Annotated in this window: 17 protein-coding genes; 8 read left to right on the top strand and 9 right to left on the bottom strand. The window is 37.4% G+C overall.

Annotated features, from left to right (window positions below):
• The first annotated feature begins 52 nt into the window (after window positions 1-52).
• Window positions 53-1,275 (top strand): IS3 family transposase gene (locus F927_RS00455; protein ID WP_100222745.1). Its coding sequence is split into 2 segments (ribosomal slippage): window positions 53-404 and window positions 404-1,275, totalling 1,224 coding nucleotides; the frame shifts between segments, so codons are not numbered across the junction.
• Window positions 1,276-1,319: 44 nt separating this feature from the next.
• Here F927_RS00455 and F927_RS00450 read toward each other — a convergent pair.
• Window positions 1,320-2,534, bottom strand: coding sequence for an aspartate aminotransferase family protein (locus tag F927_RS00450; protein WP_005080494.1), 1,215 nt, complete (start codon window positions 2,532-2,534; stop codon window positions 1,320-1,322).
• A 167-nt stretch (window positions 2,535-2,701) separates the two neighbouring features.
• Between F927_RS00450 and grxD the strand changes: the two genes are divergently transcribed.
• A complete protein-coding gene (grxD, locus tag F927_RS00445) occupies window positions 2,702-3,043 on the top strand; it encodes a Grx4 family monothiol glutaredoxin (RefSeq protein WP_004639270.1) in 342 nt (113 codons plus the stop codon).
• A gap of 63 nt (window positions 3,044-3,106) precedes the next feature.
• Here grxD and F927_RS00440 read toward each other — a convergent pair whose 3' ends face one another.
• Window positions 3,107-3,430, bottom strand: a complete 324-nt coding sequence (locus F927_RS00440) for a hypothetical protein (RefSeq protein WP_005080492.1) — start codon at window positions 3,428-3,430, stop codon at window positions 3,107-3,109.
• 128 nt (window positions 3,431-3,558) lie between these two features.
• Here F927_RS00440 and F927_RS00435 point away from each other — a divergent pair, with 128 nt between their 5' ends.
• Entirely contained in the window at window positions 3,559-4,479 is a 921-nt protein-coding gene (locus tag F927_RS00435) for a LysR family transcriptional regulator (protein ID WP_004639272.1), read from the top strand.
• 41 nt (window positions 4,480-4,520) lie between these two features.
• Here F927_RS00435 and map read toward each other — a convergent pair whose 3' ends face one another.
• Window positions 4,521-5,315 (bottom strand): type I methionyl aminopeptidase, encoded by a 795-nt coding sequence (map, locus tag F927_RS00430; RefSeq protein ID WP_005080490.1) that lies wholly within the window; start codon window positions 5,313-5,315, stop codon window positions 4,521-4,523.
• Window positions 5,316-5,670: 355 nt separating this feature from the next.
• On the opposite strand from map, the gene brnQ reads away from it, so the two are divergent.
• Window positions 5,671-6,972 (top strand): branched-chain amino acid transport system II carrier protein, encoded by a 1,302-nt coding sequence (gene brnQ, locus F927_RS00425; protein ID WP_005080489.1) that lies wholly within the window; start codon window positions 5,671-5,673, stop codon window positions 6,970-6,972.
• A 396-nt stretch (window positions 6,973-7,368) separates the two neighbouring features.
• On the top strand, window positions 7,369-7,629 hold the full coding sequence (locus tag F927_RS00420) for a hypothetical protein (RefSeq protein WP_005080487.1): 261 nt from the start codon (window positions 7,369-7,371) through the stop codon (window positions 7,627-7,629).
• 11 nt (window positions 7,630-7,640) lie between these two features.
• Here F927_RS00420 and F927_RS00415 read toward each other — a convergent pair whose 3' ends face one another.
• Window positions 7,641-8,096 carry a hypothetical protein gene (locus tag F927_RS00415; RefSeq protein ID WP_004639279.1) on the bottom strand — a complete coding sequence of 152 codons (456 nt, stop codon included), beginning with the start codon at window positions 8,094-8,096 and terminating at the stop codon, window positions 7,641-7,643.
• Window positions 8,097-8,236: 140 nt separating this feature from the next.
• On the opposite strand from F927_RS00415, the gene F927_RS00410 reads away from it, so the two are divergent.
• Window positions 8,237-9,097, top strand: a complete 861-nt coding sequence (locus F927_RS00410; protein ID WP_005080485.1) for an alpha/beta hydrolase family protein — start codon at window positions 8,237-8,239, stop codon at window positions 9,095-9,097.
• 684 nt (window positions 9,098-9,781) lie between these two features.
• Window positions 9,782-10,246 (top strand): MarR family winged helix-turn-helix transcriptional regulator, encoded by a 465-nt coding sequence (locus F927_RS00405; protein ID WP_004639282.1) that lies wholly within the window; start codon window positions 9,782-9,784, stop codon window positions 10,244-10,246.
• Window positions 10,247-10,319: 73 nt separating this feature from the next.
• Here F927_RS00405 and F927_RS00400 read toward each other — a convergent pair whose 3' ends face one another.
• From F927_RS00400 to F927_RS00380, 5 genes are all read right to left on the bottom strand, one after another.
• Window positions 10,320-10,982, bottom strand: coding sequence for an SOS response-associated peptidase family protein (locus F927_RS00400; protein ID WP_005080482.1), 663 nt, complete (start codon window positions 10,980-10,982; stop codon window positions 10,320-10,322).
• Between the two features lie 80 nt (window positions 10,983-11,062).
• On the bottom strand, window positions 11,063-11,683 hold the full coding sequence (locus tag F927_RS00395; protein WP_004639284.1) for a 2OG-Fe(II) oxygenase: 621 nt from the start codon (window positions 11,681-11,683) through the stop codon (window positions 11,063-11,065).
• Window positions 11,684-11,818: 135 nt separating this feature from the next.
• Window positions 11,819-13,981: a malate synthase G gene (locus tag F927_RS00390; RefSeq protein WP_005080480.1), complete on the bottom strand. Its 2,163-nt coding sequence runs from the start codon at window positions 13,979-13,981 to the stop codon at window positions 11,819-11,821.
• Between the two features lie 294 nt (window positions 13,982-14,275).
• On the bottom strand, window positions 14,276-15,421 hold the full coding sequence (gene zapE / locus F927_RS00385; protein ID WP_004639286.1) for a cell division protein ZapE: 1,146 nt from the start codon (window positions 15,419-15,421) through the stop codon (window positions 14,276-14,278).
• Window positions 15,422-15,539: 118 nt separating this feature from the next.
• Window positions 15,540-16,559: an AraC family transcriptional regulator gene (locus tag F927_RS00380; RefSeq protein ID WP_005080478.1), complete on the bottom strand. Its 1,020-nt coding sequence runs from the start codon at window positions 16,557-16,559 to the stop codon at window positions 15,540-15,542.
• A 155-nt stretch (window positions 16,560-16,714) separates the two neighbouring features.
• Here F927_RS00380 and F927_RS00375 point away from each other — a divergent pair, with 155 nt between their 5' ends.
• On the top strand, window positions 16,715-18,229 hold the full coding sequence (locus F927_RS00375; protein WP_005080477.1) for a flavin-containing monooxygenase: 1,515 nt from the start codon (window positions 16,715-16,717) through the stop codon (window positions 18,227-18,229).
• Window position 18,230 lies beyond the last annotated feature (1 nt).

The following is an 18,230-nucleotide window of genomic DNA, read 5'->3' as shown; positions in this document are numbered from 1 at the left end:
GACCCGTCCTAAATAAGGTTGACACTTTTCTATCAAAGAAAAGGAGAGTGTCATGAAAACAATCGTTAAGCGAACCCAAAAAGATTATTCTCTCGCTTTTAAATTAGCTGTTGTAGATCAAGTCGAAAAAGGCGAAATGACCTATAAGCAAGCACAAGATAGATATGGCATCCAAGGTTGTTCTACTGTTCTAGTTTGGCTTCGCAAGCATGGTCTCTTAGACTGGAGTAAAGGTCGGCCACTGCCCCATGCTAGAGGTATATCCATGTCAGAATCATCGATACCACTCACCCCAGAGCAAAGAATTAAAGAACTCGAACAACAATTGGCTGCAACGCAACAAAAGGCAGAGCTTTTTGAGGAAATTGTGAATATCTTAGAGCGAGACTATGGAGTCAGTATCGTAAAAAAGCCACGAGGCAAGCTATCCAAAGCAAGAAAGCGACAGGGCTAAGTATCAGACAAAGCTGTCATTATTTAGGTATAAGCCGACAAGCCTATTACAAACAATGTCAGCATGAGGTGCATAAAAACGAGCAAAACCATATAGTTTTAAAACAAGTGCAGTTGGAACGGATGTGGCATCCTCGCTTAGGGACGAGGAAATTGCAGCATTTGTTACTCACCTTAAATTCGATTCGTATTGGTAGGGATAGATTATTTGATTTACTCAGAGTCCACCGCCTATTGGTTCGACCTAAACGAGCTTATCACAAGACGACAAATAGTCACCATCGGTTTCGGTGTCATCCAAATCTGTTGAAGCAGGGTACTCTGAATCAAGTCATTCCAACACGCCCTGAGCAGTTATGGGTTGCTGATATTACTTATTTGCCAACTAAAACAGGAGAAGCGTATTTAAGTCTGGTGACGGATGCATGGTCAAGAAAGATCATTGGTTATTATGTTGATGACAATCTGAAAACTGATTTGGTATTAAAGGCTTATCAGCAGGCATTAAGACAACGGAAATCTAAAGATACTCAATTGGTTCATCACTCGGATCGAAGCATACAATACTGTTCTGTCAAATATCAACAGATGCACCAGCGGCACGGTGTCCGCTGCTCAATGACGGATGGCTATGATTGCTACCAAAATGCATTAGCAGAACGCGTGAATGGCATACTGAAGAATGAGTACCTGTTAGAGAAACCTAACAATTTGGAAGAGGCAGCTCAAATGGTTGCAGAGTCCGTGAAGATTTACAATACACGTAGACCGCACTTAGCATTAAAATACAAAACGCCCGATGCGGTGCATCGGGCGTTTTAATGAAAATAGGTGTCAACCTATTTCAGGACGAGACAAAATAAAACTTATGCTGTCAGGAAATTACGAATAGCAGGAACCAAACGTTGTAATAATTCATCTGCTTGTGCTTGAGTCATATTCAATGGTGGTAATAAACGAACCACGGATCCCGCAGTTACATTAATAATCAATTTATATTGATCTCGTGCAATTGCAACTAATTCAGCACAATCCTTAGGTAGTTGAATGCCAATCATCATACCAAAACCACGCACTTGAACATTATTTTCAGCGAGTTGAGCTCTTAATTGATCAACGATATACGCCCCAACCGTTGCTGCATTCTCTACCGCATTTTCTTGTTGAATCGTATCAATTACGGTATAAACCACACGTGAACCCAATACAGTTCCACCATAAGTAGAACCGTGACTTCCCGCACCGAGTATTCCAACAGCTTTCCCTTGCGTCATCACTGCACCGACTGGAAATCCATTACCTAAGCCTTTAGCAGTTGTCATCACGTCAGGAATAATATTGGTGTGTTGATAAGCAAAATACTTACCAGTACGACCATTCCCAGTTTGAATCTCATCAAGCATCATGAGCCAATTATGTTGATTACATAACGCACGTACTTCTTCAAGATAACTGAAGCCTTGTGGTGCAGTATTAACACCACCCTCACCTTGAATTGGTTCAATCAAGATTGCAACAATATCAGGATGATGAATCGCAGCTTCTTGAATCGCCTCAACATCCCCAAACGGCACACGAACAAAACCATCGACTAATGGTGCAAAACCTTCCTGAACTTTCTTATTCCCTGTTGCAGACAAAGTTGCCAATGTACGTCCATGGAAAGACTGCTCAGCTACGATAATTTTAGGATTTGAAATACCTTGTTGCGCCCCAAACTTACGTGCAATTTTGATTGCTCCTTCATTTGATTCAGCGCCACTGTTCGAAAAGAAAATTTCTTCCATGCCAGAGACTTCAGCAAGTTTCTGTGCAGCTGCCGTTTGCCAAGGGATTTCAAATAAATTACTGGTATGCACTAATGTTGCAGCTTGTTCTGCTATAGCAGATGCAATGACTGGATGTGCATGCCCCAAACCACATACTGCGATTCCTGTCAAAGCATCGAGATATTCGGTACCATCTGCTGTATATAAATACGCCCCTCGTCCTCGCACAAAACTGATCGCTTGGCGACCATAGGTTGCCATAAGATGAGACGGTTGATCAGGTTGCACAGGAGCAAGAGTAATATTTGTCATAACAAACTCAATCTATCAGTAGTTGTGTGGAAAAAAGTTATATAAGCAAAAACTTGCCTAGATTGAAAGCATAAACTCACATTTATACAAGAAAAATCTTGGGCAATGCTCGGCGAAGCGATTTTTTTAGGTATATAATGTCCGAAGTTTAGTTGAGGATCTATCTAATGACGGAACAAGCGCGTGATACAGTAGCGTTAATTCGTGATCAAATTGCGAAACACCCTGTTTTACTTTACATGAAAGGCACTCCACAATTCCCGCAATGTGGTTTTTCTGCTCGCGCAGTAGAAGCACTTAGCCAAATTGGTCGTCCATTTGCCTATGTAAATATTTTGGAAAATCAAGATATTCGTGCAACTTTACCACAAATTGCGAACTGGCCAACTTTCCCACAATTATGGATCAATGGCGAGTTAATTGGTGGTAGCGATATCATGCTTGAAATGTTCCAAAATGGCGAATTAAAGCCATTAGTTGAACAGTATAGCCCAGCGCCTGAAGCATAAGCTATCAAGCAAAAAGCCAATCATATGATTGGCTTTTTTATTGGAAATTGAGAATAGAAAGTCTTAGTCTTTACTAAACCCGATATAACGAAACATCCCTTCCACGCCCAAATCTGCTTTAAAAATCTGTATATTTAAGTATTTTGCCTGAGTCACTGTTGCATAGATGTTCATATTGGGATCATCGTGAATTTCATCCACTGATTGAGACAAAGCTGCTTCAAAACGATCAGCAATGAACTCAAACCCTAAATCCATTGCCATAAACAAAGTATGTTCACATGGTTGTATATATTGCTCTTGCGTCCAATCTAAAACTGCTTGGTCACAATAAGGACAGCTAATATTCGCACTAGCATCAGATACTTCAAAGAGTTGATAAGTCATATTTATCGATCATAAAAATTTTCTGAATTATAAAGGACTTTTTACTTCACAAAAAATATCGAATACGCTCTTATTTTTGCAACGACAAATCTATAAAATATCGAATGTTGCAGAAATGGAATTGAATAATGCTAACCGATTTAGATGATTTTTACTGTTTTGCGCTAGTCGTTGAACATGGTGGGTTTAGTGCGGCTGAACGCGCAACTGATATTCCAAAATCAAAACTCAGTCGGCGCGTTTACAACCTCGAAGAGCAACTCGGTGTACGTCTAATTCAGCGTAGTTCTCGACATTTTGCAGTTACAGATATTGGTATGGATGTCTATCGTCATGCACAGGTCATGATGAATGCTGCACAAGCTGCACATGATGTAGTCAACCATTTAAGCAGCGAACCTAGAGGTGTAATTAAAGTCAGCGTACCTGTAGATATAGCTCAAAACCAAATGGCTAAAATTCTACCCACTTTTCTAAAAAAATATCCTGAAGTACGAGTGCAAATGCTGGTTAGTAACCGTCGGGTTGATGTGATTAACGAAGGAATTGATCTCGCACTACGCGTCCGCTCAAATCTTGATGAAGACCCTAACTTGGTTTTAAGACAGTTTGAAACAATCGAACAACGACTTTTCGCAAGTCAGGCCTATTTAAACGAGTTTGGTCATGTCACCACACCGGAACAACTCACTGATCATCGCATCATCAGTATGTCTGAAGATCATCTTGATCAACAGTTTTTACTATCTGGACCGAATAATATTCAAAAGAAGATTAAGGTTAATCCCGTGATTATGGGCTCAAATTTATTGATGTTAACTGAGCTAGCCAGTCAAAACTGTGGAATTGCATTATTACCTGATAGTATTGCCCAAAACTTTGTAGAATCAGGGCAACTGGTCAGAGTATTACCAGAATGGACGGCACCTCATGGTATTTTCCATGCTGTTTATCCTTCACGACGAGGACTACTGCCTGCGGTGCGCGTTTTTATTGATTATCTAGTGGAAGAGTTAGCTCAGTGCACAACAAAAAAGGTTCGATCTTAAATCGAACCTTTCGCTTTATTCATCTAACAGTCTAAGAAATATTAAACTGGTGGATAATTTCCTGTTCCATTTGGCCATGGTGTGAGTAACTCAAAACCATTATCAGTCACAGCAACCATATGCTCCCATTGCGCAGACAAAGATTTATCTTGTGTGATGACAGTCCAACCATCGCTTAACTCTTTTACAAAAGGTTTCCCTGCATTCACCATAGGCTCAATGGTAAATACCATACCTTTCTTTAACACCATGCCTTGACCTTTTTGACCATAGTGCAGAATATTTGGCTGCTCATGGTAAACACGCCCAATACCATGCCCGCAATACTCACGAACAATGCTATAGCCCTCGCGATGAGCCACAGATTGAATTGCGTAACCAATATCCCCTAAAGTCGCACCAGGTTTAACTGTATGAATACCAGCTAACATTGCTTCATAAGTGGTTTCAACCAGTTTTTTAGCTGCTGGACTTGGCTCACCCACAAAATACATACGACTTGTATCACCAAAATAACCATCTTTGATCACGGCCACATCAATGTTTAGGATATCACCATCCTGTAAAATCTTTTTAGCAGAAGGAATCGCGTGACAGACCTCTTCATTAACAGAAATACAAGTGGTCTTGGTAAAACCATGGTAACCCACATTTGCAGGAATAACCTGCAATGTATTCACGATGTAGTCATTGCAAATATTATCTAAATACTCTGTTGAAACGCCGGGTTTAATATAAGGTCCGATCATTTCTAATACTTGTGCCGCTAAACGCCCAGAGATACGTAGCTTCTCAATATCTTGTTCAGACTTAATGGTCACAGTAGAAGCTCTCATTCGAGATATTCCTTATAAAAAACAATTTCAATTCAAAAATGCAGCTAAAAAGATCAGCTACAATAAGTATGCGGAATAGTTTTACGCTTCAAAAGAAAAATCTTCAATCATTTTATGACTAAAATAACACTTTTATTTTACATTTAATTTCAATGCTGATTATAGAAAAAAACAATAAACTATTAAATCAGCTGAACTTTTAAACACTTACCTATAACTCAAATGAATCAAAATCATATTTTGATTTATACATGTTCTTTTTAGTCAAAAATAAACCAGTTTTCACATAAAATTGGTTCCAATTGATCATCTTTCTGTTCTAAAATCCGCACTTTTATTTAATCATCCCGCTTTTATGAACCAACTCCGTACAGGAGATATTATTGCCTTAGGTTTTATGACCTTCGCACTGTTTATCGGTGCTGGTAATATTATTTTCCCACCAATTGTTGCTCAACAAGCTGGTGAACATGTATGGCTAGCTGCTTTTGGATTTCTAATCACCGCAGTAGGTCTACCTGTTATCACAATTATGGCTTTGTCTCGTATGCAAGGCTCAATTGAAATCATCAGCTCTCCCTTAGGACGTTTTTCGAGTTTACTTCTCACGATCGTCTGTTACCTAACAGTAGGACCATTATTTGCTACGCCACGCACGGCGACCGTTTCTTATGAGATTGGCTTTGCACCTTATTTTGGAACATCAAGCAGTAGTCTTTTCATCTACAGTATCATTTATTTTGTTTTTGTCATGGCTGTGTCTTTGTACCCAAACAAACTCTTAGATACTGTCGGCCATGTACTTGCACCCCTAAAAATCATTGCATTGGCAATCTTAGGTATCGCAGCATTTGCGATCCCAACAGGAATGATCTCTCCCCCGATCAACAACTATATTGCAAGCCCAGTATCAGAAGGTTTTGTAAGTGGTTACCTAACCATGGATACCTTAGGTGCACTTGTATTTGGTATCGTGATCATTCAAGCGATTCACTCACGTGGGGTCACAGATTCTAAACTTATTACCAAATACGCCATCATTGCAAGTTTAATTGCTGGTCTAGGCTTAACTCTGGTTTATATCAGCCTGTTTAAACTTGGCTTGGGCAGTCATGAAGTAGCAGCCAATGCTGACAATGGTGCAATCATTCTTCATGCATATGTTCAGCATGCATTTGGTGACTATGGCTCTTATTTCCTTACGGGTTTAATTTTCCTCGCTTGTATGGTCACTGCAATCGGCTTGACCTGTGCGTGCGCCGAATATTTCACCGAGCTAACTGGTTTATCCTATAAATTACTAGTCTTCATTCTCACAGGTTTGTCTTTATTAATTTCAAATCTTGGTTTAACTAAACTAATTGCTTTCTCAGTTCCAGTGTTGAGTGCAATTTACCCACCTGCGATTGTGGTCATCATGCTGAGTTTTTTCTGGAAATATTGGAAAAAACCATCCCTTGTTGTTGGTTCAGTAACAGCTATTGCTTTCTTTTTTGGAATTATTGAAGCCATAAAAGCTGCAGGTTTTGAAACATACTTGCCTGCTTTTATCGAGCAATTACCCTTAAATGAACAAAATCTTGCATGGTTACTCCCATCCTTGATCGTTCTTGTTTGCGCAATTACTGTAGATCGAATCTGTACCAGTAAAGATTAAAATGATTTGTCGTTAAAATGATGTTTTACCCAAACATGATTTTAGCTATACAAAGAATGTTCTTTTATCCAATGTTCATTTTTTGTTTACGACAGATCATTTTTCTATTTATCGCTAAATTATCAGTGATCAGAATTCAAATTGAAGTGAATTATGGAACACACGCTGCTTGATATAAAATGATACTTAAAAGATAAAAAATAACCTATATTTAACAAATAAATAGATTTAACTCACATCAGAAATACAAAAAAACTATATAAATCAACCCTACAAATAATTCCACTAAAAAAGAAGTCATTTAGCTATTGAAAAAATTGAAAATTCCAAGTACAACTTTAATAACAATTCCGACAAAAACACATGGTTTTGTCATCGCAACAAGGAGGGATGGAGATGTTATCAACACATTTCAACAAGCAAGTCTTCATTAACACTCTGAAGACCAATGACTCAATTATTTATGCCATCACTACACTTGCTCTAATGGCAACGTTATTGTTTCAAGGCGCTATTAAAGGCAACCTAAAACCCGAATATTTTGCTTATGCATTAATTGTTTCACTAGCATTTTGTGTATGGGCTGTTGTAGATCAGAAGTTTCGACAATTAAGTCTGGCACGCAAGAAAACTTCTTTAGGAAAAATGGATGAGTGATCATCCATTTTTTAACCCCAAAAACTTAACATCGTTCCTAATAATAAAATGCCTGTTGCACCAAGCTCTACTATAATCAAAGCTAACATCATGATCGTCATAGACCAAGTAGGAAGCGTCAAACGTCCCAGCTGATGAGGACGTTTAAACTGATTGGTCGTATCTTTTAATAAACCATGAATGATATAAGTCAAAATTGACATTGCGAAAAAGAATAAATTGGCTAGAACACAAAATAAAACAACGGACTCAGCCAGAATCGTAAAATGACTGAGTACAGCCAAGATTAAGCTCGCTGCGGCATACAACAAGCTACTTCGATGAGCAATGTCTACATAGTAATGCGCCCTTGCCTGTTCTGTTTGTCTAATTTGATAATATTTCCAAACACCTGTTAGCATTCCAATCCATAAAAACACCCCACTAAATACAATAGCAATTTGTGTTGCATCTTTTAACTCATACATCCAAGTATCCCCATTATCAATTTCATTCCGTTTTGTTGCTATATTACAGAAAAATTGACTTAGGAGTCACACTTTAGACAAGTTTCTTTTTGGAACTTGTGTAAAGTAGAACAATGAATCAAAAATAGAGTATGTTTTAGATGAAAACATTTGAACCATTTTGGATAAGTTGTAAAGATGGCTATCAACTTGCTGCTCAATTCTATCCTGCTCAACAAAAGGACATCAACGCACTACCTATCTTAATTTGCCCTGCAACTGGTATTACCAAAACCTTTTATCATGCCTTTGCAGAATGGTTAAGCCAACAAGGTTATAACGTCCTCAGTTTTGATTTTAGGGGGATCGGTGAATCCTTACATGGTGCACTAAAGGATTCAACAGCCAGCATTAATGATTGGGGAATGCTAGATATTCCTGCTGCCATTGAAACATTATTAAAGCGCACAAATGCAAAAAAAGTGATTATTGTTGGACACAGCGCTGGAGGGCAATTACTGGGCATTACGCCGAACTACCATAAAGTAGCAAAAGTTTTGGCTATCGCTGGTTCTACTGGACACATTAAAGGTCTGAAAGGTAAAACTAAATTACTCGCACCAGTAATGTTTAATGTAATTTTCCCTATTTCAAGTCTATTTAAAGGATATGGAGCAACTCAATTTATTGGTATGGGCGAAAATCTACCAAAAAATGTTGCTAAGCAATGGGCTGAGTTTTGCAGTAAACCTGGCTATGTTATGAATGCAGTTGGAAAAAGTATTTTCGAAGATTATCACCAAGAAATTCAGTGCCCTATCACTTCTTTTTGGGCCAGTGATGATGAAATTGCAACCCATACCAATGTCAAAGATTTACTTCGCTTATACCCAAATGCTAAAACCAAGCTTGTTGAGCTTAACCCACAAAAGCACGGCTATAAGCAAATTGGTCATATGTTGATGTTTAAAAAATCACATCAAAAACTATGGTCATTAATTGAAAACGAATTACATATATAGGTTCAATTCTACAAACTATTTTCCTGTTTACGCATCTAAATCTGTAATCCTGTTTAGATGCGTTTTTTTTGAGTCTCTAGCTTATAAAGTAATCCTAATAACTTAACTCATAAGTTAGAAATATTTATAAAAAGATAGTTTTAATTAGAAATACTTAACAAAAATTCACTCTAGAAAACTTTATTAAGCCACCAAAAGTGGAAGTGTGATAAAGAATGTCCTTATTCAACTGTTTCACAATATTTCTGGATTATATTTTTCAACCAGTTGTTTAATACAAAGTTCTGTATTTTTTAGTTTTTTAATGATTATTTATTTATTAAATATATTGATTTTGTATTTTTATGACATTTTAGACAGAATTTTTTATAAAAAAGTCACGTCAAAATGCGTATTTTTTTTCTACAATACGTTTATTCTACAAATGAGCAGAAATGCGAAGTCGTTGGAATATCGTTGAATTAAATTACTTTGGTGAATTCATCATTCATTACAAATTTATGTGAATTTTGTGATAATTCCCTTTGTTATTGATTAAGATGATTACATCATTATCTTTAAAGAGATTGGCTATCAACGACCTGCTATGAAACTTGTGTTTTTAGCAATGAAATTGTAGACATTTCATGGAATCTAAGCGTTACGCTATATCGCTCTTCATAAAAGCATGGGGGAAAGAGGGAAATGACAAAGAAATATGCGCGTTTTTTACCTACAGCCGATTCATTTAAGCTAGAAGATTTTCCTTACTATTGGATTTCTCAAGTAAATGCACAGTACGTACAAAACATCGATAACGTACTTAAGAAATATGGCTTAGACAACTCACGTCGTCGTATTCTCATCGCATTAGATGTTAAACCTCATGCAAGCGTATCTGAACTATCAGATATGGTCATCTCAAAAATGTCGACAACAACCAAAATTGTTTATCGCTTAAAAGATGAAGGTTACATCGAGACCTACTCTTGTAATGAAGATGGTCGTATTACTCGTGTCTATCTCACCGACAAGGGTAAAGAGATGATCATCAAAATTAATGATTTAACTTCAGTCATTCTAGAGCAATCATTTGATGGTTTGACACCACTGCAAATTGAAAAAACCATGGAAATTTTGAGACACATGTTTAAAAATCTTGCTCGTTAAAAGTTTTTCTTTATGAATAAACAAAGGCTTCAATCATGAAGCCTTTGTCATTTATATTACTGGTTCGTTTTCTTCAATCAAACATATTCAACTGAGGTGTCACCTTTTCTATTTTTATTTTTGGTACATGTGAGCACTCAAACTCCTCAACTGGAAATCCGCACATAAAACGACTAAGTTGATTAGGTTGTTTTAAACTAAGCCACTCATTCAAGCGATCATGTGGAATGACAACGACGGATCGTTTAACGTCACCGGGTTCATGAAACTCTTTCATCATAGGATGATCAATCGCATTCATAGTCAACATCGTTGCAGAACGCACAATTTGATCATTTAATTTGCGTATTTCGTAAAGTGCTGCAATATAAAATGCTTGACCATCTTTTCGACGTACTCCCCAACGCTGTGGTTTACCGTCGATATATTTGCTTTCATAAAATTCAGCAACAGGAATAACACCAAATTTGCATTTTGATGCTGCTTCAAGAAAACTAGGTTTCTGAAAAATGGTTTCATGCCGTGCATTATAAGTATGTTTGGCAATATTGGTGTCTTCAGACCATTTAGGTACAAGCCCAAACAGTACATCTCGCCATTCTAAGCTCTGTTCTGATTGAAATAGCAAAGGTGTTTTATAACTTGGATAAACTTCATCCACATATTCAAATGGGATCAATGGCAATTCAATTTGCTTCGCTTGTTCGAGTGTTAAAGGCTTATAGTTGGCACACATACTATGATGATTAAATAAATCTAAATAAAAATATGGTTTAAAAAGGAGGTATCTTTACCTCCTTTAATTTTCTTAACAGGTTATTTAAATAACTTTTTCAATTTCGCACTTAAACCATGTACAAAACGATGCTTAGCGTTGGCTTTATCACTTGTTAAAAAGTTAATTTGAATCGACTGACGCTGCCCTTCATAAGGAACATATCCGTGCCAGCCATTATCAGTTACTTTAAATGCAACCAGAGTACCCGGGCCAGCATTAATCTCCTCAACATAGTCATCCATATTTTTTTCATCATTTAAAATGCGAAGACGGCCAGTTGGTGCATCCCAAGACTCATTTAAGTAAATCAAAATAGTGAGCAGCTTAGTCTTAGAATCAGAATGAATACGACCATCTTTTTGACGTGAATAACCACGTAATGTGATCATCATTGGATGTTCCATAACATCCACATCAAATTTTTCAGTTAGGATTTGACGAAACTCTTTGGTGTCAAGAGACTTTAAGAAACGATCAAAATTAGGTTTGATTTCAACATCTTCAATATTATAGCTTCCACCTTGATCAATTTTTGGGAAGTCTTGAATTACAGCCATTACCTCACTATCCACAATAGAGTTTTCTACTACAAAATATGGATACGGAGAGGTTGAAACTTGTGCTTGTTGTAAAGCATCTAATTTTAAAATTTGTGACATCGTTAAGTTTCGACTAAATGATCAAATTAAGAGAATTATAGCAAAAATTTGGTTTGCTTTTATATGTTGAAGCTATAAAAACAAAGACCCTTCAAAATTGAAGAGTCTTTGTAGATTCACAGAAACTAATCGAAATTAGTCACCTGTATAACCTTTAAGTTTTAAACGAGCAGCGTGTAACAATGGCTCTGTATAACCAGATGGTTGCTCAGCACCCTTGAAGATCAAGTCAGAAGCAGCTTGGAATGCAATCCCATCAAAGTTTGGCGCCATTGGTGTATAAAGTGGATCATTCGCATTTTGCTGATCAACAATTACAGCCATACGCTTAAGTACTTCTTCAACTTGCGCACGCGTTACGATACCGTGACGTAACCAGTTAGCAACATGTTGAGAAGAAATACGTAATGTTGCGCGATCTTCCATCAAACCAACGTTGTTGATATCTGGAACTTTCGAACAACCCACACCCAAATCTACCCAACGAACAACATAACCTAAAATACCTTGGCAGTTATTCTCAAGCTCATTATTTAACTCTTCTGCAGTCCAATTTGTTTCAGGTGCAAATGGTGGAGTTAATAAGTCATCAAGTGTCAACATATCTTCCGCAGCCAATTCATCTTGGCGGGCTTTTACATTGATTTGATGGTAATGCAACGCATGAAGTACTGCACCCGTTGGAGATGGAACCCATGCACAAGTTGCACCAGCATTTGGATGTGCAGTCTTAGTCGCCAACATATCTTTCATGCTATCTGGTTTTGGCCACATGCCTTTACCAATCTGAGCTTTACCTTGTAAACCACATGCTAAACCAATCGCAACGTTACGGTTTTCATAAGCAGCAATCCATTTCTGGGTCTTAACGGCTTCTTTACGTACAACTGGTGCAGCTTCCATAGAAGTATGGATTTCATCACCCGTACGGTCCATGAAACCTGTGTTAATGAAGATTGTACGATCTTTAGCCGCAGCGATACAGTTCTTCAAATTCACTGAGGTACGACGTTCTTCGTCCATGATACCGATTTTGAGTGTTTTAGCTGGTAAGCCAAGCGCTTGTTCAGCACGCTCAAACAATTCAACTGCGAAAGCAACTTCTTCAGGACCATGCATTTTTGGTTTTACGATGTACATAGAACCTTTACGAGAGTTGTGATTCTCGTTTTGGCCACGGATATCAGCAATTGTAAGTAATGGCGTAACTAAAGCATCCATGATCCCTTCAAATACTTCCTCACCATCTACAAGGATCGCTGGGTTTGTCATCAAGTGACCCACATTACGAAGAAGCATTAATGAACGACCATGTAAAGTAGTCGTACCACCAATTAAGTTTTGAACTGTGCGGTCTTTATTCAAAGCACGAGTAATGGTTTTACCATTTTTCTCGATTGACTCTTGTAAGTCACCTTTCATCAAGCCTAACCAGTTACGATAACCTTCGACTTTCTCTTCTGCATCAACTGCTGCAACAGAATCTTCTAAATCTTGAATAGTGGTGATCGCAGCCTCAAGCGTTAAATCTTTGACACCAGCTGCATCAGTTTTACCTACAGGGCTATTCGCATCGATATCAATAATAACGTGCAAGCCATTATTTAATAAAACAATTTCTGTTGGGTTGGCAGCTTCACCATTAAAACCAACAAATTGTGCTTCATGTTCTAAGCTCGTAGTTGAGCCATCTTTTAAACTTACAACTAAACGATTATGGTCAACTGCATATTTTGTTGCATCTGCATGCGAACCTTGCGCCAACGGGAAGGTTTGGTTTAAGAAATCTTTTGCAAAAGCAATAACTTTGTCGCCACGAACTGGGTTATAGCCTTTGCCTTTTTCCGCACCATTTTCTTCAGAAATTACATCCGTACCATAAAGCGCGTCGTACAATGAACCCCAACGAGCGTTTGCAGCATTCAAGCAGTAACGTGCATTACGTACAGGTACCACTAACTGAGGCCCTGCTAATAAAGCAATTTCTTCGTCAACATTTTCAGTTGTAACTTTGAAATCTTCTACTTCTGGCACTAAATAACCAATTTCAGTTAAGAATGCTTTATATGCATTGAGTTCAAATTTATTATTGCGATGCCACTCATCAATTTTAGCTTGAAGCTCTTCACGCTTAGCCAATAACGCTTTGTTCTTTGGACTAAGATCAACAACGACTTGCTCGAAGTTTTTCCAGTAAGTTTCACTATCTAAACCAGAACCTGGTAAAGCTTCATTTTCGATTAAATCGTAAAGTTCTTTAGCAATCGCTAGCTTGCCTTGTTGAATACGTACAGTCATTGTCTTTCCTGATGGTGCTAACTTTTTATAACAAGAAACCTAGTATACCGATTTATACTAGCCTGAATAGTAATATCACATTCCTAAATAGTAAGCATTTTCCCAACATGTAGTATTGACAAAAATTAAATTTCTTGTTCTGGGAAAAGCTTATGTCTTATGTCCTTACTGTTTAGTGTTATCACCCTTATTCAAGGTTCAAACCTATGTAGTTATAACAAAATTCAAGCAAGAATAAAGTGCTCTCTACTTAAATTCATAAAAAAAGACATTCCGAAGAATGCCTTTTTTAAATCATGAAGTTTTTGCAATTTGTATTTGTCGATGCTCAGAATTTAAATAATCATCTGACTGCATTTCAAGTAATCTTGAACGTGTCCGTTCAATTTCAAATGCTAATTTATCGCCTTTATATAAATCAATAATCGAATCCTCTGAGGTTAATAACAACTTTACCCCACGGTCATAGAATTCATCGACCAAATAAATAAAGCGACGTGTCCCTTCAGATAAGAAATCCGTCAAATGTGGTACATTACTGACTAAAACAGTATTGTATATGTTTGCAATTTCGATGAAATCTGCTGGGCTACGCGGTTTAAAACATAGTTCAGAAAACTCACACCACAATACGTCTTCAGTATGCCCCAAAGTCTCAACAACACGATTGTTAATCATAATCGGAGAGTTTGATTGTACTTGTGTTTGGGTTAAAGCGCTAAAACGCTCAGCCATCCATGCCTGCACATCATTACCAAGCGGATGCTTAAACAACTGTGCTTGCTTTAATACCCGTAAACGGTAATCGATACCAGCATCAACATTCAAAACGGTACAATTTTTCTGAACCAATGCAATTGTCGGCAAGAAACGATCTCGATGAATCCCGTTTTTATACAAACCTTCAGGAGCAATATTTGAGGTAGCAACTAAAGTAATACCCCGCTCAAACAACTTCTGGAATAAATCACTAATGATCATTGCATCTGTAACATTCGATACAAAGAATTCATCAAAACAGATCACCACTGCATTTTTGTAGATTTGATCTGCGACCAAATCCAAAGGATTACGCTGACCTGAAAGTTTGTTTAACTCTTTATGTACATGTTGCATAAAGTGATGGAAATGCATACGTGTTTTTCGACGGAATGGTACTGACTCATAAAATTGATCCATTAACCATGTCTTACCACGTCCTACACCACCCCACATATAAACACCTTTCGGATAGGTTTGACGACGGAATCGTCTAAAAGCTTTCTTCGATGCTTTATAACGAGTGAGCAACTCTTTCCACACGCGATCTAGCTCTTGAACTGCCTGAGCTTGTGCTTCATCAGGCATGAACTGTCCTGACTCAAGTGCTTGAGCATAACGCTCAGCAGGTGATGTTGGAATGTATGCAGTGCTATGCGAGTCTGGCTTAGAATTTAACATAAGGTGTTATTACAATTTTAATTGAGAAAAATTATATCGAACATTGAGTTCAAAGACATTAGATTTTAGGCTTAATTATCATGTAGTTTAAACATCATAATGTTCCATTTTTAATCATTTAATGATTTCGGTTATACTGTCGAGGACTCTGTCCAAACCATCGTTTAAATGCATGATTAAAGGCAGCAGGTTCAGAATAACCCAACATTTCTGCAATCTGTTCAACTGAATATGTACTTGCTTCAATAAATTTTATTGCCTTTTTCTTGATAAGCCTTTCACGGATTTCTTTATAGCTGGTCTGCATTTGCTGCAATTGATGCCTTAGCGTTCGCTCAGGAATTTTGAGTGCGCATGCTGTCTCACACATGGTCGGTATGACCCCATTTTGCAATTCGAGATAACCTTCCACATAATCAACTATTGTCACATCTAAATGCGCGACCTTCTCTAACAGCTCCAAATCGGATAGGCATTTTTCTTCATAAATTCGATAGGTCAGGATATCCGCAGATGGAATTTTAGTTTCTAAAAGTTGTGTATTCTCCATCATAAATGCAGCTTGCTCGCAACCAAACTTCACATCCACACCATAATAATCTTGGTAGGAAGCGATCAAGTGTAAATCTTTTGGCCTTTTAAAGGGTAATTCAATCTTTATTTTAGGAATCTCTAATCCCATCATTTTAAAAATATCTTGTAGGAATTTATAGGTTCCCGAGATTTCACACTGCGCTCTCAAATGCCCCAAATGTGTTTCGAGATCAATCGGTTGATATGCCAAATGAATAAAATCTTCTTGAATATCTAATTTTAAAGAACCAAATAGATGTGTGAGCTGTTGAAATCGGATTCCATTTAGCAAAGCTTTTTCTAAAGTATTACTGGTCACCAAAAGCATAAGAAATGGACCATAACCTGCTAATGCATAATGCTGACCAATAAACAAACCTTGTTCAGGTGAAACATCTTGACTAATATGCTGCAGAATATCCCACTCAATCTCATCCGCAATGATTGAACTTGGATCTAAAGCGTCAGCATGTATTCCCATTTGGGCTAAACGTGTATCCACATCTATTCCAACATGACGCATGCCTTGAATCAAATACATCAATCCGAGGATAGATCTTTTCATAATTCTAAATCTAATTCTCAAAACTTTAATGTTGTACTATAAAAAAATAGCTAAATGAATTGCCGAAATGATCAAGTTTTACGTCTATACAATCATATTTAATCTTGGTAAAACCGTTAAACTTGCACAAAATTTAGCTGTGTAGGACGTAGACTATGCGTGATGTAACCAAAAATGCTATTCAAAAAACAAAAGTTGCGATTATTGGTGCAGGTTTTGGTGGTTTAGCTATGGCGATTCGCTTGTTGCAAAGTCAAATCAATGATTTTGTTATCTTAGAAAAAACCAACGATGTTGGTGGAACATGGCGAGAAAACCAATATCCTGGTGCTGCATGTGACGTCCAATCACATATGTATTCTCTTTCCTTTGCGCCAAAGACAGATTGGTCCAAGCGATATGCCGAAGCAGATGAAATTTTTGGTTATATTCAGGATATTACAGAGCAATACAAATTAAAGGATTATTGCAAGTTTAATCATGAAGTAACACATGCTGAATTTGATGAAAACCGTAATGTTTGGACTCTAGATTTTAAAGACCAACCAACACTAGAAGCACAATTCGTAATTTTTGCTTCTGGTCCATTGCATGTTCCACAAATTCCACATATCAAAGGCATTGAGAAATTTAAAGGTAAAGTATTTCATTCATCTAAATGGGAACACGATTACGATTTAAATGGAAAATCAGTTGCATCGATTGGTACAGGTGGTAGTGCTATTCAATATATTCCAGAGATTGCACCTGAGGTTAAGCAACTCTATGTTTTCCAACGTACAGCAGCCTGGGTAATTCCACGTGATGAACGTAAATATTCAAAAATAAGTAAATCGTTATTTAAAGCTTCAAATATTTATCGCCAAATTCATCGTAGTCGTTTGTATTGGAGCAACGAGTCGCGTGTTGTACCAATTGTGCAACCACAAATTATGAAATATGGTCAAAAACTTGCCGAAGCCTTTATTCGTTTCCAAGTCAAAGACAAAGCCTTAGCGAAGAAGCTTACCCCAGATTTTGTTATGGGTTGTAAACGTATTTTGATTTCAAACAAATACTTCCCTACGTTTAACCGTAAAAATGTTGAACTAGTAACTGATGGTATTCAAGAAATCACAGCAAATGGCATTATCACCAAAGATGGTAAAGAGCGTCAGATTGACTGTTTGATCTATGGTACAGGTTTTATTACGGATCCACGTATCTACTTAAAACATTTTGACTGTGTGGGTCGAAATGGCATTGAGCTTAAACAAGCTTGGAAAGATGGCGCTGAGAGTTATTATGGTATTGCAACTAAAAACTTCCCTAACCTTTTCCAGCTTTTAGGTCCAAACACAATTCTTGGCCATAACTCTGTGATTTTTATGATTGAATCACAAGTAAACTACATTCTACAATTGATTCAAACAGTTGATAAAACAGGCACTCAAGCAATTGAAGTCAAACAAGAAGTTCAAGACCAATTCAACGAACGTGTACAAGAACAACTCAAAGGCACAGTATGGCAAGCCGGTGGATGTAGCAGTTGGTATCAAGCTGCGGATGGTAAAAACTTTTCTTTGTGGCCAACGTATACTTGGAAATATTGGTTAGAAACCCGCAAGGTGAATGTTGCGGATTACAATTTTATCAGTACAGCAATTGATACAAAAGTCGATGCAGCTTAAG

The organism is Acinetobacter haemolyticus CIP 64.3 = MTCC 9819, assembly GCF_000369065.1.
Taxonomy (GTDB): Bacteria; Pseudomonadota; Gammaproteobacteria; order Pseudomonadales; family Moraxellaceae; genus Acinetobacter; species Acinetobacter haemolyticus.
This window is presented reverse-complemented; position numbering and strand designations above follow the sequence as displayed.